Genomic DNA, 15,615 nt, shown 5'->3' with positions numbered 1-15,615 from the left:
ACCACGGAGACCTCGCGGACCACGCCGTCGGCCACGGCGTGGATGGCGCACCAGTCCGCCAGTTGCGGCACCAGGGTGCGGCTGACCCGGACCATTCCGGCGTCCCCGTCGAGCGTGCTCGCCAGCGCGGAGGTGGCGGCGGACAGCAGCGCCAGGCGGTCGAGGGCGTCCTGCAGGGCGCCGGGAGCTTCGTCGTCCATGTCCAGCCCCTCCCTCGCGCGGTCCGCAGGGCCTTCGGGGACGCCCAGCGGGCCTCTGCCCTGGGCCGGGCGGCGGAACCGCCCGGAACGGATCGTCGTACGCACGGCGCGCGCACCTGTCGGCCCCGCGCGGGTTCAGCGGCTGCCGGACGGGGCGGGCGCAGCGCACGCGCAACTCGCCGTCCGCCACGCGCGTGTCGCACGCGGGCGGGGGCCGTAGCCCGGCCGGTCGCGCTCCAGCCGGCAGAGAGATGGAAGGCACTGCCGTGCCACCGGCAGTGCAACCAGCCCTCCACCACGTTCCCGTCCGACAACGGACCGTCGTCGTGGCTGCGCGGGTCGGCGAGTGCGTGGCAGGGCCCTTCGGCGGTGCGGCCCACCGCGACCGGCACCTCTCCCACCATACGGCGCACGGGCTGCCCGTGCGCCGAACGTGTCGACCGGGCCCACGCGGTGCCAGCCGGGCGGCACGAGACGGGGCACGGCGCCGGCGTGGTTCGCGCCGGCGCCTGGCGGTGGGACAGATGTCCGCCCGCCGCCGCGGCGGCACCCACCGTGCACGGCCGGGCCGGCGCGTAGGCGCGGCCGCGCAACGGGTGGCCGGTGGTCGACTTCACCGACGACGACCCGGTAGAGCAGTCCTGGACGCCACCGGCGGGCGCGGCGCCGACTGCGGACGGGCCGGCGCGGAGTGCATCCTTTGGCGCGGGCGGGGTACCCGACAGGCGTGGTTCTCGGGGCCGGCACGGAATTCTCGGCTGGAGGGCGACGATGGGCCTCACGGTGCGCGAACTCAGGGTACTGCGGGACATCGAGCAGACATTGGCACGAGATGATCCGTGCCTTGCCCGGCAGCTCTCGTCCATGGCGCTGACGCCTGCCGCCGGAAAAGGCGAGCAGGACGACGAGCAGTACGCCGAGGACTCGCGGCCCGGAGGCACCGCCCGCCGCCTCGCCAAGTGGTGCGGCGCGCTCACCCTCGTGCTGCTCGCGGTGTCCGACCTGCTGGTGTCGACCGAGGTGTTCTACGCCGCGGGCGGGGCCGCCGTGGCCGCGCTGGCGAGCTGGCTGGTCGCCCGGGCCGCCGCCCACGGCAAGAGGCGGGCACCCGCGCGGACATGAGACGACGAACCCCACCCCTGTGAACGCAGCGTCATGACCGTTGTCCTGAGCGTCCGCGCGTCACGGCCCCGGCTCCGGCACCTCAGTCCTGTGGCGGTTCCGGCAGCCGCGCCGGACGGACGATCCGCGGCCGGGGCCCGGGGCCTCGCTTGTGGCCGAACAGGTCCCGGGTGCCGGTGAGTTCCAGAATCCGGGTGACCGGCGGTGACATCTGGGAGACGGTCAGTGCGATGCCCTGCTCGGCGGCGCGCTGCCGCACGCGGAGCAGGGCGTTCAGTCCGGAGCAGTCGAAGAACGTCACATCGCCCAGGTCGATGTCCATGGCGCCGGGGGAGCGCGCCAGGCAGCCCGTCAGGATCTCGCCCAGGAGGGGTGCCGTGCCGAGGTCGATCTCGCCGGCGACCGCGGCGCGGGTCTGGTCCGCCCGCTCCACGAGACGTACCGCGATGTCCGAGTCGAAACCCGTGAACGCGGTGGTCGTGGTCGGCCGGGCGGTGCGGGGCTCTTGCCTGTCGCAGGCGGGCAGGCGGAGCTCCGAAGCGGACATGGAGGCCTCCGTGTTTCCGTCCGTCGGTGTCTGCCGATCAGGGTGCCTGCTGCCACCACGCACGTCAATAAGTACATGAAATGAAAGTCGTGTATTGGGTCACGTGAATCACGGGGCCTACGATGGGCGGATGGACGAACCAGCTGACTCGCGTCCCACCTGGACGTTCCTGACCAACCACGCACGGGTCCTCGCCGCCATCGCCCGCGATCCCGGGACCCGGGTCCGGGACATCGCCTCCCGCTGCCTGCTGACCGAGCGCGCGGTGCAGCGGATCATCGTGGACCTGGAGGAGGGCGGCTACCTCACCCACACGCGCAGCGGGCGCTCGAACCGTTACGAGATCCCGCCGGGCACCACGCTGCGGCACCCCGCGGACGCCGGCCCGACCGTCGCGGAGCTGCTCACCCTGCTGGACATGGGCCCCGACGACGCCCGGCGCTGATCTCCGCATCCGCGGTCGGGGGAGACGTACGACGCACCCTTCCGCGGCCCGGACCGGGTTGCCACGTCGGGAACGCCGCGTCGCAGAGACGGGTCCGTGATGTCGGAGCCACCCGGGGCAGGAGAAATCACTACTGCCTTTTGGGAGGATGTCATGAGGAGAGAGCGGATCGGCCTGGCCGACATCCTGGCGGCCGCGGAGGACGCCGCGCCGGTGGAGTCCGTGGACGTGGTGGCGCGGAATCTGCGCGAGCGGTTCGACGCCCGCTACGTGTCGCTCCTGCTCGTCGACGTCGTGGGTCGGCGGGTGGTGCGGGTCAGCGAGGAGGCGCAAGCACCGGCCGGCAGCCGCGCGGACCACATCCCTCTGGCCGGGACCGCGTACGACGAGGTGCTGCGTACGCAGGAACTGGTCCTGACGCGGGACAACGGCGACGGCCAACGGGTGCTGGCCCCGGTCACCAACCGTGGCGACGCCCTCGGCGTCCTGGAGCTGACCCTTCCTCATCCCACCCCCGAGGCGCTGGAGGAGGTCGCCGACACCGCGCACGCGCTGGCCTACATCATCGTCACCGACGGCCGTTTCACCGACCTCTACCACTGGGGCCGGCGCACCACCGACGTCAGTCTGGCCGCGGAGATCCAGCGGCAGCTCCTGCCGTCGGCACCCTCCTGCGAGGCCGCCGAGTTCTCGCTGTCCGCGGCGTTGGTGCCCGCCGACAGCATCGCCGGCGACACGTACGACTACGCACTCGACCGGGACACCCTCCACCTGTCGGTCACCGACGCCATGGGACACGACACCGACGCCTCGCTGATGGCCACGCTCCTGGTCAACGCCTCCCGAGGCGCCCGCCGCGCCAGAGCCGATCTCGCCGAGCAGGCCCGGCGGATCCATCAGGTCATGCTCGACCACGGCCGCCACACCTTCGCCACCGGCCAACTGATGCGTATCGCCCTGGACGGCAGCGCCGCCCGCCTGGTCAACGCCGGCCATCCCTGGCCGCTGCTTCTGCGCGGCGGCACCGTCGAAACGCTCCACCTGGGGGTCGACCTGCCCTTCGGCGTCCCCGGCCCCAGGCCCCACCGCGTCCAGGACGTCGACCTGCGCCCCGGCGACCGTCTGGTCCTGTACACCGACGGCATGCAGGACCGGCGGGCCCAGACCGTCGACCTGCCCGGCCTGATCCGCGACACCGCCACCGAGCACAGCCGCGAAGTCGTCCGCACGCTGACCGCGGCCGTGATCGATACCTGCGGCGACGGCCTGCAGGACGACGCCACCGTGCTCTGCCTGGACTGGCACGGCCCCGGTCCGGAAGGGCGACGGGCGGACCGCGGAACGCAGTCAACGTACTGATGCTGTCATTACCGCAGGCCACGCATGATCTGTGCGTAGGGGAAGGCGGCAGGGGCCCGAGAGGAGTCAAGGGCCCCGCCTGCCCTGCGGCCTGAGGAGACGTCGGGCCGACGCCCGGCGTGGACCCTCACTCCGGCGCAGGCGCCGACGACGCGAGCAGTTTTGAATCGACAGGAGTCACGCATGCCCACGATCACCACGGCGGACGGCACGGAGATCTTCTACAAGGACTGGGGCAGCGGTCAGCCGATCGTGTTCAGCCACGGGTGGCCCCTGTCGGCCGACGACTGGGACGCCCAGTTGATGTTCTTCCGGACTCGCGGCTACCGGGTCATCGCCCACGACCGGCGGGGCCACGGGCGTTCGGCGCAGGTCGACGGCGGCCACGACATGGACCACTACGCCGACGACCTCGCCGCGCTCACCGAGCACCTCGACCTGCGCGACGCGGTCCACGTCGGCCACTCCACCGGCGGCGGCGAGGTCGTGCGCTACCTGGCCAGGCACGGCGAGGGCCGGGTGGCCAAGGCCGTGCTGATCGCGGCGGTACCGCCGCTGATGCTGCAGACCGACGACAATCCGGGTGGCCTGCCCAAGAGCGTGTTCGACGGCTTTCAGGCCCAGACCGCCGAGCACCGCTCGACCTTCTACCGGGAACTGCCCGCAGGCCCCTTCTACGGGTTCAACCGACCCGGGGTCGAGCCGGTCGAGGCCGTCATCCAGAACTGGTGGCGGCAGGGCATGATGGGCGGCGCCAAGGCGCACTACGACGGCATCGTGGCCTTCTCGCAGACCGACTTCACCGAGGACCTGCGGCGGATCTCGGTACCCGTGCTGGTCATGCACGGTGACGACGACCAGGTCGTCCCGTACGCGGACTCCGCGCCACTGACCGCCGCGCTCCTGAAGAACGCCACGCTGAAGACCTACACCGGATTCCCGCACGGCATGCCGACCACCCAGGCCGATGTCATCAACGCCGACCTGCTGGCCTTCATCGAGGCCTGACCGCGGCAACAGGCCACGCGTGCCGTGTCCTTCGGGGCTGGCGGGCTTCGGGGCCGGCGGGCTCAGGGCTGGAGGGCCGAGAGCGGTTCTCCAGCCCGCCCCGCGGCCCCGCCGTGAAGCGCTGATCGACGCCCTCGCGCTGTGGGCCACCCAGCGGTTCGCCGCAGCGGTCGACGCCGCCCACCCGGACGCTCCTCCGCTGGTCGCCCTCTCCCAGACGACGGCGAACGTCCTGAGCGTCAAGGTCGGTTGGGGATTCGCGATGAGCTACGCCTCCTCGGCCATTCCCGAGGTGGCACGCGTCCACCGCGATGTACGGGACACGTGCGAGCGCCTGTTCCGCCGCGCCCGGGAAGCCGGTGTCCTTCGCGCCGATGTCGACATCTCATGGACCCGCCGCGTCTACTACGCCCTCATCCACGAGGCCGCACAGAACAGGAAGGAGAAGGACATCGACGCCGTCGCGACGCTCATCGTGGACACGCCGCTCCGCGGCGCGGGCGCGCCCCATCCCGACCGCCCGTGACACCTGCCGGTCGCGGGCGGCCCTGGTCCGCCCGAGGCGGCCGAGCCAACTCCACCGTTCCCCTTGACGCTTGCCGCCCGCGGTGGAAGTATCGGCGCGCTTGACAACGTTGTCACGCCGCCGACGCGGTCATGGTCCCTGACCGCGGAGCGCGCTCCGAAGACCCCTGAGGCCGTTCGCGTCCAGTTGAGAGGTTTGGGGTAATGGTCGATTTTTCCCGAGTCGTCGCGCGCCTGCGGAAGGAGCCGGATCCGCCTCGGCCGCGGCGTATCCGGCCGCGGACACGCCTCCGGCATACGGCGCTACGGCTGCTGGCGGTGGGCGCGGTCGCCGCGGCGCTCGGAGTGGCGCCCGCCGCCGCGACATCGGCGGCCGGCGCCACCGGCCCGACGGGCCAGGTGAGTGCCGCACCCGCGCCCGCCCGGCCGGCATCGCAGTCACCGTCGGCGCAGGCGCCGAAGAGCGCGGCGGACGACGCGAGTTACACCGCCTCGAACCTCCCCGACTGGGCCATCGGCCCGTTCACCCGCAGCGCGGACAATCCGCTGATGACGCCGAGCGGCAGCGGGTACGAGTCCGCCGCCCTGTACAACCCGGGCGTGCTCTACCGCGGCGGCCAGTACAAGATGCTCTACCGCGCGCAGGGTTCCTACGGCGGCCCGTCGCAGATCGGGTACGCCTCCGGTTCCGACGGCACGCACTTCACCGAGGACACCGCCGCCAACCCGGTGATCAACTTCGACACGGCCGGCCAGCAGGACAAGTGCGGCCTCGAGGACCCGCGCCTGTTCGAACTGGACGGCACCTACTACTCCTTCTTCACCTCCGTGCACCCGAAGGCGGACGGCACCTGTTACGGCTCGTACGACATCTCCGAGTCCACCTCGACCGACGGCGTCCACTGGAGCACGCCGTGGATGGTGGAGCCGAGCACCGGGAACAACAAGGACGCGGCGGTGGTCACCGACGCGAACGGCAGCCCGCGCAAGGTCAACGGCGAGTACGTCATGTACTTCGGCCAGGGCGACACCGGCACGGACATCGCGTACTCCTCGGACCTGCGCACCTGGCACGCGAAGGGCAGCACCACCCCGAGGACGGCCGACCCGCTCGACATCCACTACCCGAAGGGCTGGAAGCCGTACGAGGTGGCGGTGGCGGTCACCGACTACCGCACGCTGGTGGGCAAACCCGCCAACTCCGACATCGTCGTCTTCACCGCCGGAACGCTGATGGCCAACGGCCGGTGGTTCTACGCCATCAGCGAGGAGGAGTTCTCCGGCCAGGAGCCGACGCGGATGCTGCACCAGTTGAGTGACGCGGTGCTCACGCCGACGCCGGACGTGCCGTACGAGTGGAACGGCCAGACGCCGAAGACGGCGTGGATGAACAGCATCTTCTTCCACAACGGCCAGTACATGATGTACTACGGCGGCGGCGACACGGTCACCGGCCTCGCCACCGCGGGGCTGCGCCGCCCGCAGCCGGCCCGCCCGGCCGCGACGCCGTTCCGGACCGGCTTCGAGCACGGTCAGCCCGTGCCGGACTGGGTCGACGGCGTCGACACCGATCCCGGCGGCGGAGGGATCGCCAACGTCACCGCGTACGGCAGTGCCAGCAGCCCCGAGGCCAGCGCACGCCAGGACAACGCCCACGACGGCACCAACGCCCTCATGTACTCCGGGCACGCCACCGGCGCGACCGACGACCACGCCTACATGCGGCTGTTCGACCTGTCCGACCGGCCCGTGAAGGTCGGCAAGGACACCACGTTGAGCTACTGGATCCACCCGCAGGCGAACGGCCCGCTCGCGACCGGCGTCAGCGGCGACAACAGCAGTTGCGTGGCACCGGACCTCGTCTTCGCCGACGGCAGCACGCTGCACGGCCTCGGCGGGTCCCCGCTCACCCCCGCGTCGCAGTGCGGCAAGCTCACGCTCGACCAGTGGAACCAGGTCAGCGTGGACATTGGCAAGGCGGCCGCGGGCAAGACGATCGTCCGTGTCGACCTGGGCTACGACCAGCCGTCCGGCAACGGCGGCTACCGCGGCTACGTCGACGACCTCGCGCTCTCCAACACCCCGGCACGACCCGCGACCATCAGCCGCGTCACCCCGGCGCAGGCTGCTCCCGGCCAGCAGGTCACCCTCACCGGTAAGGGCTTCGGCAACTCCTCGCACGGGCGTGAGCTCGTGCTGTCCGACGCCGGCGTCCACTGAGGCGGCGCCGGGGACCTGGGCACGCTCACGATCGACCACTGGTCGGACCGCTCCGTCACCTTCACGGTGCCGCGGCCCAGCGGCCCGGCGATCTCGACGAGTTCGGGGCCGGCCGACATCTGGCGGGTCGAACCCGGCAGCACCGCGAGCGTCGCGGTGGTCTCCGGGCCCGGCGCGACGTCCGGCAGCGCGCAGTTCACCGTCGGGGCCTCCGATGCGCTGTCGGACTACTCCAACGACGTGGGCGTCTCGCCGGACACCAACCGAGGGTGCGGCGCGCTCGACAACGGCACCGACACCTACTCCGCCGACGCGCTCGCCACGGCCTCGCCGCAAGCGCTCACCCCCGGCGCGCGCGTGACCGCCGGCGGGCTGACCTTCACCTGGCCGCGCGCTCAGTCGTGCCAGAACGACAACGTGCGCGCGCTCGGCCAGACCGTCCTCCTGCCGCACCGGTCCGGCGCCGGCCAGATCGGCTTCCTCGGCGCGGCGACGGACGGCGCGCACTCGGGCACCGTGACGATCCACTACACCGACGGCAGCACCGGCACCGCGAAGCTGGCGCAGTCGGACTGGGGCACCACGCCCGGCGCCGGCAACACCTTGGTCTCCGCGATGACGTATCGCAACCAGGCGCTCGGCCGGCAGGACCACGCCTTCTACGTCGACGAGCAGAGCGTCCCCGTCGACCCGGAGAAGGTCGTCGCGTCGATCACGCTGCCCACCGACAAGGACATGCACATCTTCGCGATGGCGCAGGACGGTGTGCCGAGTGCTGACCACTAGCGAATAGGCCGCCTCCGGGGTCCGGGCGGGTCGTCGGCGCATCGACGGCCCGCCCGGAGCTCTGCCGGGACCGCCGGGAAGAGCAGCGTGCCGGACCGCTACCTGCCGGCCGGTCCCGGAACCGTTCCGCGGCTCGCCGAGTCCAAGAGGCGAGGAGAGGGGGACGCCTTGTCGGGGGACGGCGAACGCAGAACGTGGAAGTCGCTCACGGTGCTGGTGGTGGCGGTGGTGCTTCTCTTCGCCGGTGTCGCCGGCATAGCAGTTGCCGGCTTGGAGATCGCACACCACCTCAACCGCCAGAAGATTCACTGCGGTCCGATTGGTCCGGGCGAGCGCTGGAACTGTCCGGGCCCCGGGCCCCATCCTCTCGCCCGACCTGCAGAGTAACTCCCCCTCTTCATGGCCGCGTTGCCGGGTCCCCGGTGCGCTGCCGGCGGACTGAACGCCTGCTCAGGCCCGCCGCTCCTTCTCCCACTGGGCCCGGTTCACCTCGGCCGGCCGGGGAAGCCGCTCGCCGTCCAGGAAGAGGTCGACGTGCTCGTTGTAGAAGGCCACCAGGCCGGCGATGGGTGAGAGCTGGCGGGTCGGGAAGTCGTACGCCCAGGCGAGATCGGAGTGGACGGCGCTACTGGTGCGGACGGACCAGTAGCCACTGGTCCGTCCCTTGTACGGGCAGCTGGTGACGGTCGCGGTGGGGACCATGCGGTTCCAGTCGACGTGCACGCGGTCGAGGTAGTACCGCGTGGGCAGACCGGTCTCGAAGACCATCACCGTGGAGGGTGCGTCGGCGATCACCTCGCCGTCGACCTCGATCCGGACCGTGCGTCCGGAGCGGAGGGCGTCGACCCTCGTGTAGGGGCTGCGTGGATGGACGAAGACCTGCTCGTCCTCCTCGAACCAGGCGTCGATCGCCTCCCAGCGGAATCCGGCGGATCCGCGGATCTCCTCCGGAGCCGTGTCGTCCCACACCCACGCCGCGCCCGAACGGGTGAGGCCGTCGACCTTGAGGGTCTGCCGCCGGCCGCCGCCGATGCCCAGGGGCATCGTCTTGCCCTCGTCGGTCAGCAGGCCCTCGGCGATGTCCCTCAGCGGAATGCAGTACTGCGGGTAACCGGGCCAGGCCCAGACGTACTTCGCGTCCGTGGTGTCGAAGACGCAGCGCCCCCCCACCAGGCCCCGTACGCGGCGGGGAGACGGTTCGACGTGTCCTACGGGCACGATCATCCCGGGATAGTTCCTGCTGTCGTCCATGATCGGACTCCCGCCGTCGACTGGGGGCACCAGTTGCGCCCTGGACGTCCCAGATGACCACAGAGGGATACGCAGCGCACCCACAGGGAGGAACGCCGACCGTCCGGTTCGGAGACTCGGCTGTACGAGCCCTGCGAGCACCTCCGAACAGGACGGCCGCGCCACCGGAGTCCGGCGGCGCGGCGTCGGTGCTGCACGCACCGTCTGGATCAGGGGGCCGTCAAGGCTGACCCGGTGAGGGGGGACGGCGCCGCGCGTCGCGCCCTGTTGACGAGCCCCCGGCCGGCATCCGGCCGGGGGCTCCTGGCCCGCGAGGGCCGGCGGCGGGGTCGCCGTCAGGACGAGGAACAGGCCGCTCCGTTGAGGGTGAAGGAAGAGGGCGGTGCGGTGCTGGAGGTCGTTCCCTGGAACCCGAAGTCGACGGAGCCGCCCACCGGGACGGTCGCGTTGTAGCCGAGGTCGGTGGCGGTCACGGCGGCGCCGGACTGGGTGGTCCTGGCGTTCCAGGCGCTGGTGATCTTCTGGTCACCGGGGAAGGTCCACCGGAGCGACCAGCCGTTGACGGTGGCGCTGCCCGTGTTGCGCACGGTCACGTCCGCGGTGAAGCCGCCCGTCCAGGCGTTGGCGATCGTGTAGGTGACGGCGCAGGTTCCGCCGCTCGGGGGAGTGGTCGGGGGCGGGGTGGTGGTCGGAGGAGCGGTGGTCGGCGGCGTCGTCGGGTCCGATGTTCCGGCGGACGCCAGCGCGTAGGCCACGTCCGGCAGGAAGGTGCCCGCGGCGCCGGCGCAGCCGTCCGCCTCGCCGGGCGGCTTGACCCAGAGGAAGGCGTCGATCGCCGCGTCCCCGGTGTCGGTCGTGGGGTAGGTACCGATGGCCCGGCCGGACGGGTCGCACCACGCCCCGCCCGGTGCGGGGCCGTTGCCGTTGCGGCTGGTGTCCACCACGGCGTGCAGGCCGCTCGGGTTGCCGAGCGCGGCCAGGACGTTCTTGGCGAAGTTGACCTCGTTCGCGGTGGTGTTGAAGTTGGAGACGTTGGTGAACAGGCCGTCGGCGTTGGCCAGGATCCCGGCGTCACGCAGCCGGTTGGCCTGCTCCGTGGCGCTGTTCCAGGCCGAGTGGCCGCCGTCCATGTAGACCTTGGCGTTGGGGTCGGCGGAGTGGATGGCGGCGCCCGCCCGGGAGAGGGAAGCGAAGCGGTCGGACTGCTCCTGCGCGGTCAGGCAGGTGGTCAGGGAGACGGAGTCGGGTTCCAGAATGATGATCGACCGTCCGCTGCCGAGCCCTGCCGCGAAGTCGCGCACCCAGGCGTCGTAGGACGCCAGGTCCGGCGCGCCGCCTGCGGAGGCGCCGCCGCAGTCGCGGTCGGGGATCTCGTAGACGGCGAGCACCGGCACCTGCCCGGCGGCGGCAGCGGGAGTGGTGACCGCCTTGACGTCGTCGGTGATGGTGGAGGGGCTGTAGCTGGAGAACCAGATCGCCTGCGGCTGGGAGGCGATCCGCCGGGAGATGACGGGCTGGCGCGAGTCGCCGGGATTGGCGGCGACCCAGCGGGCGACCTGGGAGTTCGGGTCCTTGTAGAGCTGGGTGCCGGTGGGGAGGCTGCCCTGGGGCGCGGCGCCCGCGGTGATCCCGGTGCCGAGCGCGATACCGGTGGCGGCGAGGCCGGTGGCCAGGCCGATGGCGGCGGCCCTGCGCAGCCGGGACCCGCGTGGCGGGGCCGCGGCGGGGCGCGAAGCGTGGGTGGGGGGTGTCACAGTCGTCCTCCGTGCTCTCGTGGGGGGAGAGGACCCTCGGGATGAGGGGCAGTGGCAGGGAGTTCCGTTCATGGGAGCGCTCCCATGTACCGGGTCAGAGCTTAGCCAGGTCGGCGGAGGCGCGTCATCCCCAGGAGGCGCATCACTTGCTCAGCGGAGGGCAAGGGCCGTCCAGGACACGCGCGGCAGCTCGATGGAGAGTGCGCCCGGCAGGATGCCTCGGGTGGCGACGTCGACCGCCGGCATCAGTTCCGAGTCGGTGAGCTCGAGCCACCTGGCGAACTCGTCGAGGCCGACCTGGTTCGACTCGAGCGAGTGCCAGGCCCGATGCGCGGGTTCCGGTGGCTCGGTGCCCCGGTAACGCGCCTGAGCTCGGAGCGAGTTGGTCGTGCTGCTCGGCAATGCCGGCCACCCGCCTCGGGCTCCGCGGCCGGTCCGGAGTCGTGACGACGTGGCGGGGAAACGGGTTGAGGGGCGATCACCGGGCTGGTAGCTTCCACTCGACCGTGACTCCACCCGAGGAGGTGAGACCCGTGAACGCTGTATCGACGTGGGTGCTCCCCCTTCCCGTCATGGCCGGCGACTGACGCAGGCGTCGCCGGGAGCGCCTCGCCAACCAGGCACTCCCGAAAGGCAATACCTGTGCACTCTCTGCAGTTCACCGCCGAGTCGTCGTCAAACGGCCTGCTCGCACGCGACTTCACCGTAGGTGAGGTCCCCGGCGTCCTCTGGTCGCCGGCCGCCGGCGCGGCCGATCGCGCGCCCTTGATCCTGATGGCTCACGGCGGCGGCAACCACAAGAAGCACCCGGCGATGTCCGGCCGCGCCCGGCTCCTCGTGACCGGCTGCGGATTCCATGTCGCCGTCATCGACGCGCCCGGTCACGGCGACCGGCCGCGCACGGCGCACGACGAGGCGGAGATCGCCGAGCTGTTCCGGGCCCGGGCTGCGGGCGAACCGGAAGGCCCGATCGTCGTGCGCTACAACGACCATCTGGCGGAGATCGCCGTACCCGAGTACCGGGCAACTCTGGACGCCCTCCAGGAACTTCCGGAGATCGGCACCGAGGGGCCGGTCGGCTTCTGGGGGATCAACATGGGCACCGCGATCGGCGTACCGTTCGTGGCGAGCGAACCGAGGATCGCGGCCGCGGTCTTCGGCCAGCACTGGCCCGACGTCCTGGCCGAGAAGGCGCAGCTGATCACCATCCCGATCGAGTTCGACCTGCAATGGGACGACGAGCACATCTCGCGTGAGGAGGGACTCGCGCTGTTCGACGCCTTCGCCTCGAAGGAGAAATCGCTGCACGTGAACGCGGGCCGGCACAAGGAGCTGCCCAGGTTCGAGGCGGACAGCGCGGTGAGGTTCTTCGCCCGGCACCTTGCCGGGTCGACCACCGCGTCGGCCTGACGTGCCCGGTTGTGGCGTCCGGCTCGCCGGCCGGGCGCCACGACCCCGTCCCGGGTCGAGGCGGCCCTTCCAGTGCGGACCGTGAGCGGCGACCGCCCGACGCGTCACGTCAGCGGAGAGGGCGGACCGGCTGCGTGGGTGAGGCCGGCGGTGCTGTCCAGCTGGCGAGGAGTCTGAGGCGGTCCTCCGAGGGGGTGCCCGGCTCGGCCGCGTAGATGATCAGGTCGTGGACGGCCCGTTGCGGCAGCGGCAGGTCCAGGAGGCGGAAGGTCATCTCCAGACGGCCGACTTCGGGATGGTTCAGCCGCTTGGCGCCTTCGTGATGGATCCGGACGTCGTGACTGGCCCACAGGGTGCGGAAGTATGGGCTGAGCGTGGACAGTTCGCCGACGATCTCCCGCAGGGCGCGGTCGTGGGGTTCGCGGCCGGCTTCGGCGCGGAGCATGGCGACCGTCGCCCTCGCACCTTCCTCCCAGTCGACGAAGAAGTCGTGGGAGCCGGGGTCGAGGAAGAAGTACCGGGGGAAGTTCGCGCAGCCCCGGTCGCCGGTGGTGTCGCTGTCGAACATCGGCGCGTACAGGGCCCTGCACAGCGCGTTGCTCGCGACGATGTCCAGACGGCCGTTGCGTACGAAGGCGGGGGCCATGGTCATGGAGTCCACCATCCATTGGACGGAAGGCGGGATCGTGACGTCCTTGCGGCGGTGCGAGCTGCGGCGGGCGGGGCGAGCCGCTCGGGCCAGAGCGAGCAGGTAGGTGTGCTCGTCCTCGTCCAGGAGCAATGCCTTCGCGACCGCTTCCAGCACGTCCTCGGAGACGCCGCCGATGTGGCCCTTCTCCAGCCGCGTGTACCACTCGGTGCTCACGCCGGCGAGGGCCGCGACCTCCTCGCGCCGTAGTCCCGGGACCCGGCGCCGTCGGCCGGAGGGCAGCCCGACCCGCTCCGGGGCGAGCTTGGCGCGTCGGCTGATGAGGAAGTCGCGGATGTCCGAACGGTTGTCCGTGTGACTCCCGGTGCGGTTTCCGGACGGGGATTCCATTCGCCCACGGTACCCATGGTCCGGCCGACCGAGAGGGGTTGCGTTTATACCCCCCATAAACGCGATCTTCTCCGCCTCCGGCGGCGCCGGTTTCATGGGGCCGGCGGACGTGAACAGCCCTCCTTCATCGCGGCACTCCTTCATCGCGGGCCGCCGTCCGCCGTCCCGCATCCACGCTTCAGGAGCATGACCATGACCAGCAGGACCGTACTGATCACCGGCGCGACCAGCGGTATCGGCGCCCACACCGCGCGGTTGCTCCTCGACCGCGGCCACCGCGTGGCCGTCACCGGCCGCAACGAGAGCAGACTGAAGGCGTTCCTCGACGAGGCAGGCCACCCCGACCGGCTGCTGGGCCTGGTCGCGGACGCGGCGGACTGGCAGGCCACCGAGGCGGCCGTGACCCGTACCGTGGGGCGTTTCGGTGCCCTGGACGCGGCGGTGGCCAACGCCGGATTCATGTCCGGTGACTCCATCGGGGCCGGCGACCCGACGCTGTGGTCGCCCATGGTCCTCACCAACGTCCTCGGTCCGGCCCTGCTGGCCCATGCCACCCTGCCCCACCTGGAGGCCACGGGCGGACGGCTGGTGCTCATCGGCAGCGTCGCCGGGCTGAAGAACTCGCCCGCCAACCTGTACTCGGCCACCAAGTGGGCGACCACCGGACTCGCCGAGAACCTGCGCCTGCACGCGACGACCCGTGGCGTCGGTGTCACTCTTGTCAACCCGGGCATGATCGACACACCCTTCTGGCAGGGCGCCGACGTTCCCTCCTTCGCCCTGCCTCCCCGGCCCGTCGCCGAGGCCGTCTGCTTCGCCCTCGATCAGCCGGCCGGCGTCGACCTCAACACCCTGACCATCCGGCCCATGGGTCAGCCCGCCTGACCACGCTCGGTTGTTCAGCGCCGCCGCCCGAGGTCGACCACGACCTTGCCGCGGACGTGTCGGTCCGCCTGGAGCTCGACGGCCGCGCGGATGTCCTCGACGGGGAAGGTTGCCGCGATGGGTACACGCAGCCGGCCGGCGGCGACCAGCCGTGCGATGTTCTCGAGAGCGTCGGGCGCGGCGTTGGCGCCGTTGGCAGCCGGGATCCCTTCGACCACGCCCGCGATCGTGCAGATGCGGTCGTCCGGAACTCCCAGCTCGCGGGCGACGTGCACCGTGTCCGTGCCGTGGAGGTCCAGTGCGGCGGTGGGGTCCGCATCGAGATCGCGGACCCTGCCGACGAGGCCGTCCCCGTACCCGACCGGCTCGGCGCCGAGGCTTCGCAGATGCTCCGCCGTCGACGGCGAGCCGGTCCCGATGACCCGGGCACCGGCGATGCGCGCCAACTGCACCGCGAACACGCCGACTCCACCGCCCGCGCCGCCTACCAGCACGATGTCGTCCGGTCCGAGGCCGAGGACGGCGAGAGCCGCAGCCGCGGTGCTGCCCGCGATCGCGAGCGTGGCGGCGGTGCGATCGTCGACGCCGTCCGGGGTGTGATGGGCGACGCCGCTCGCGATGTTCCCGTTCGCGTCGACCACGACGAAGTCGGCGACAGCTCGGGAGAGGGCCGCCCCGAACACGCGGTCGCCGACGGCGTATCCGACCGCGCCCGCACCGACCTGGTCGACGACTCCCGCGTAGTCGGTCCCGAACCCGGTGGGCAGGCTCAGCCCGAACCGTGCCGCGGTCCCGGCGTCCGCGGTCATGATCCAGTCCATCGGGTTCAGACCGGCCGCTGTCACCCGGATACGGATCTGCCCGACGCCCGCCCGGGGTTCGGGCACCTCCTGGACGGCCAGTACCTCCGGGCCCCCGAACGACTCGAGCCGGACCGCCCTGCTCATGCCGTCCCGAAGGCCGTCGTCATGCTGCGTCATGCTTCCTCGTCTCCTCGCACACATGGAGCCGCACACTGAAACGGACTATGCTCCACTTACTGAGTCAACAGTACCGGAGCGTGA

General features: G+C 71.6%; 15 protein-coding genes and 2 pseudogenes. 9 read left to right on the top strand and 8 right to left on the bottom strand.

Going from position 1 to position 15,615, the window contains the following annotated elements; all coding sequences use genetic code 11:
* Together C4U44_RS42790 and C4U44_RS43670 are read right to left on the bottom strand one after the other, a co-directional pair.
* Positions 1 to 200 (bottom strand): annotated as a pseudogene (locus C4U44_RS42790) (DNA-binding protein); the annotation flags it as partial.
* 236 nt (positions 201 to 436) lie between these two features.
* A pseudogene (locus C4U44_RS43670) lies at positions 437 to 1,012 on the bottom strand (Rieske (2Fe-2S) protein); the annotation flags it as partial.
* Here C4U44_RS43670 and C4U44_RS28795 point away from each other — a divergent pair.
* On the top strand, positions 972 to 1,322 hold the full coding sequence (locus tag C4U44_RS28795; RefSeq protein WP_103888975.1) for a DUF3040 domain-containing protein: 351 nt from the start codon (positions 972 to 974) through the stop codon (positions 1,320 to 1,322). The pseudogene C4U44_RS43670 and the gene C4U44_RS28795 overlap by 41 nt on opposite strands.
* An 82-nt stretch (positions 1,323 to 1,404) precedes the next feature.
* On the opposite strand, the gene C4U44_RS28790 is transcribed toward C4U44_RS28795, so the two are convergent.
* On the bottom strand, positions 1,405 to 1,869 hold the full coding sequence (locus C4U44_RS28790) for an STAS domain-containing protein (RefSeq protein WP_103888974.1): 465 nt from the start codon (positions 1,867 to 1,869) through the stop codon (positions 1,405 to 1,407).
* A 130-nt stretch (positions 1,870 to 1,999) separates the two neighbouring features.
* On the opposite strand from C4U44_RS28790, the gene C4U44_RS28785 reads away from it, so the two are divergent.
* From C4U44_RS28785 to C4U44_RS28760, 6 genes are all read left to right on the top strand, one after another.
* A complete protein-coding gene (locus C4U44_RS28785) occupies positions 2,000 to 2,314 on the top strand; it encodes a helix-turn-helix transcriptional regulator (RefSeq protein WP_103888973.1) in 315 nt (104 codons plus the stop codon).
* Positions 2,315 to 2,467: 153 nt separating this feature from the next.
* Positions 2,468 to 3,673, top strand: a complete 1,206-nt coding sequence (locus C4U44_RS28780; RefSeq protein WP_103888972.1) for a PP2C family protein-serine/threonine phosphatase — start codon at positions 2,468 to 2,470, stop codon at positions 3,671 to 3,673.
* A 183-nt stretch (positions 3,674 to 3,856) separates the two neighbouring features.
* A complete protein-coding gene (locus tag C4U44_RS28775) occupies positions 3,857 to 4,681 on the top strand; it encodes an alpha/beta fold hydrolase (protein ID WP_103888971.1) in 825 nt (274 codons plus the stop codon).
* Between the two features lie 19 nt (positions 4,682 to 4,700).
* On the top strand, positions 4,701 to 5,207 hold the full coding sequence (locus tag C4U44_RS28770; RefSeq protein WP_200823441.1) for a TetR/AcrR family transcriptional regulator: 507 nt from the start codon (positions 4,701 to 4,703) through the stop codon (positions 5,205 to 5,207).
* 317 nt (positions 5,208 to 5,524) lie between these two features.
* Positions 5,525 to 7,426, top strand: coding sequence for a glycoside hydrolase family 130 protein (locus tag C4U44_RS28765; protein ID WP_103888970.1), 1,902 nt, complete (start codon positions 5,525 to 5,527; stop codon positions 7,424 to 7,426).
* 66 nt (positions 7,427 to 7,492) lie between these two features.
* On the top strand, positions 7,493 to 8,212 hold the full coding sequence (locus C4U44_RS28760; protein ID WP_103888969.1) for a hypothetical protein: 720 nt from the start codon (positions 7,493 to 7,495) through the stop codon (positions 8,210 to 8,212).
* Positions 8,213 to 8,662: 450 nt separating this feature from the next.
* On the opposite strand, the gene C4U44_RS28755 is transcribed toward C4U44_RS28760, so the two are convergent.
* The 3 genes from C4U44_RS28755 to C4U44_RS28745 form a co-directional block, all read right to left on the bottom strand.
* Positions 8,663 to 9,463, bottom strand: coding sequence for a DUF427 domain-containing protein (locus tag C4U44_RS28755; protein ID WP_103888968.1), 801 nt, complete (start codon positions 9,461 to 9,463; stop codon positions 8,663 to 8,665).
* 335 nt (positions 9,464 to 9,798) lie between these two features.
* Entirely contained in the window at positions 9,799 to 11,217 is a 1,419-nt protein-coding gene (locus C4U44_RS43500; protein ID WP_322973692.1) for a glycoside hydrolase family 6 protein, read from the bottom strand.
* Positions 11,218 to 11,367: 150 nt separating this feature from the next.
* A complete protein-coding gene (locus C4U44_RS28745; RefSeq protein ID WP_103888966.1) occupies positions 11,368 to 11,619 on the bottom strand; it encodes a hypothetical protein in 252 nt (83 codons plus the stop codon).
* Positions 11,620 to 11,859: 240 nt separating this feature from the next.
* On the opposite strand from C4U44_RS28745, the gene C4U44_RS28740 reads away from it, so the two are divergent.
* Entirely contained in the window at positions 11,860 to 12,627 is a 768-nt protein-coding gene (locus tag C4U44_RS28740; protein ID WP_103888965.1) for an alpha/beta hydrolase family protein, read from the top strand.
* A 109-nt stretch (positions 12,628 to 12,736) separates the two neighbouring features.
* Here the strand turns inward: C4U44_RS28740 and C4U44_RS28735 are convergent, their stop codons facing one another.
* Positions 12,737 to 13,666, bottom strand: a complete 930-nt coding sequence (locus tag C4U44_RS28735; protein WP_103888964.1) for a helix-turn-helix transcriptional regulator — start codon at positions 13,664 to 13,666, stop codon at positions 12,737 to 12,739.
* 192 nt (positions 13,667 to 13,858) lie between these two features.
* On the opposite strand from C4U44_RS28735, the gene C4U44_RS28730 reads away from it, so the two are divergent.
* A complete protein-coding gene (locus tag C4U44_RS28730) occupies positions 13,859 to 14,551 on the top strand; it encodes an SDR family oxidoreductase (RefSeq protein ID WP_103888963.1) in 693 nt (230 codons plus the stop codon).
* Positions 14,552 to 14,565: 14 nt separating this feature from the next.
* Here the strand turns inward: C4U44_RS28730 and C4U44_RS28725 are convergent, their stop codons facing one another.
* The gene (locus tag C4U44_RS28725) at positions 14,566 to 15,531 is read right to left on the bottom strand and encodes a zinc-binding dehydrogenase (RefSeq protein WP_235032420.1); all 966 of its coding nucleotides are present in this window, start codon (positions 15,529 to 15,531) and stop codon (positions 14,566 to 14,568) included.
* Positions 15,532 to 15,615 lie beyond the last annotated feature (84 nt).

The organism is Actinacidiphila yanglinensis (genome assembly GCF_900107965.1).
Classification (GTDB): domain Bacteria; phylum Actinomycetota; class Actinomycetes; order Streptomycetales; family Streptomycetaceae; genus Actinacidiphila; species Actinacidiphila yanglinensis.
The sequence above is the reverse complement of the archived record's forward strand: the minus strand, read 5'-3'. Positions and strand labels throughout refer to the sequence as shown.

Excerpts from the sequence above, each read along its gene's own strand:
- C4U44_RS28795 (WP_103888975.1), top strand. The coding sequence starts at position 972 with ATGGGCCTCACGGTGCGCGAACTCAGGGTACTGCGGGACATCGAGCAG.
- C4U44_RS28790 (WP_103888974.1), bottom strand. The coding sequence starts at position 1,869 with ATGTCCGCTTCGGAGCTCCGCCTGCCCGCCTGCGACAGGCAAGAGCCC.
- C4U44_RS28785 (WP_103888973.1), top strand. The coding sequence starts at position 2,000 with ATGGACGAACCAGCTGACTCGCGTCCCACCTGGACGTTCCTGACCAAC.
- C4U44_RS28780 (WP_103888972.1), top strand. The coding sequence starts at position 2,468 with ATGAGGAGAGAGCGGATCGGCCTGGCCGACATCCTGGCGGCCGCGGAG.
- C4U44_RS28775 (WP_103888971.1), top strand. The coding sequence starts at position 3,857 with ATGCCCACGATCACCACGGCGGACGGCACGGAGATCTTCTACAAGGAC.
- C4U44_RS28755 (WP_103888968.1), bottom strand. The coding sequence starts at position 9,463 with ATGGACGACAGCAGGAACTATCCCGGGATGATCGTGCCCGTAGGACAC.
- C4U44_RS28735 (WP_103888964.1), bottom strand. The coding sequence starts at position 13,666 with ATGGAATCCCCGTCCGGAAACCGCACCGGGAGTCACACGGACAACCGT.
- C4U44_RS28730 (WP_103888963.1), top strand. The coding sequence starts at position 13,859 with ATGACCAGCAGGACCGTACTGATCACCGGCGCGACCAGCGGTATCGGC.
- C4U44_RS28725 (WP_235032420.1), bottom strand. The coding sequence starts at position 15,531 with ATGACGCAGCATGACGACGGCCTTCGGGACGGCATGAGCAGGGCGGTC.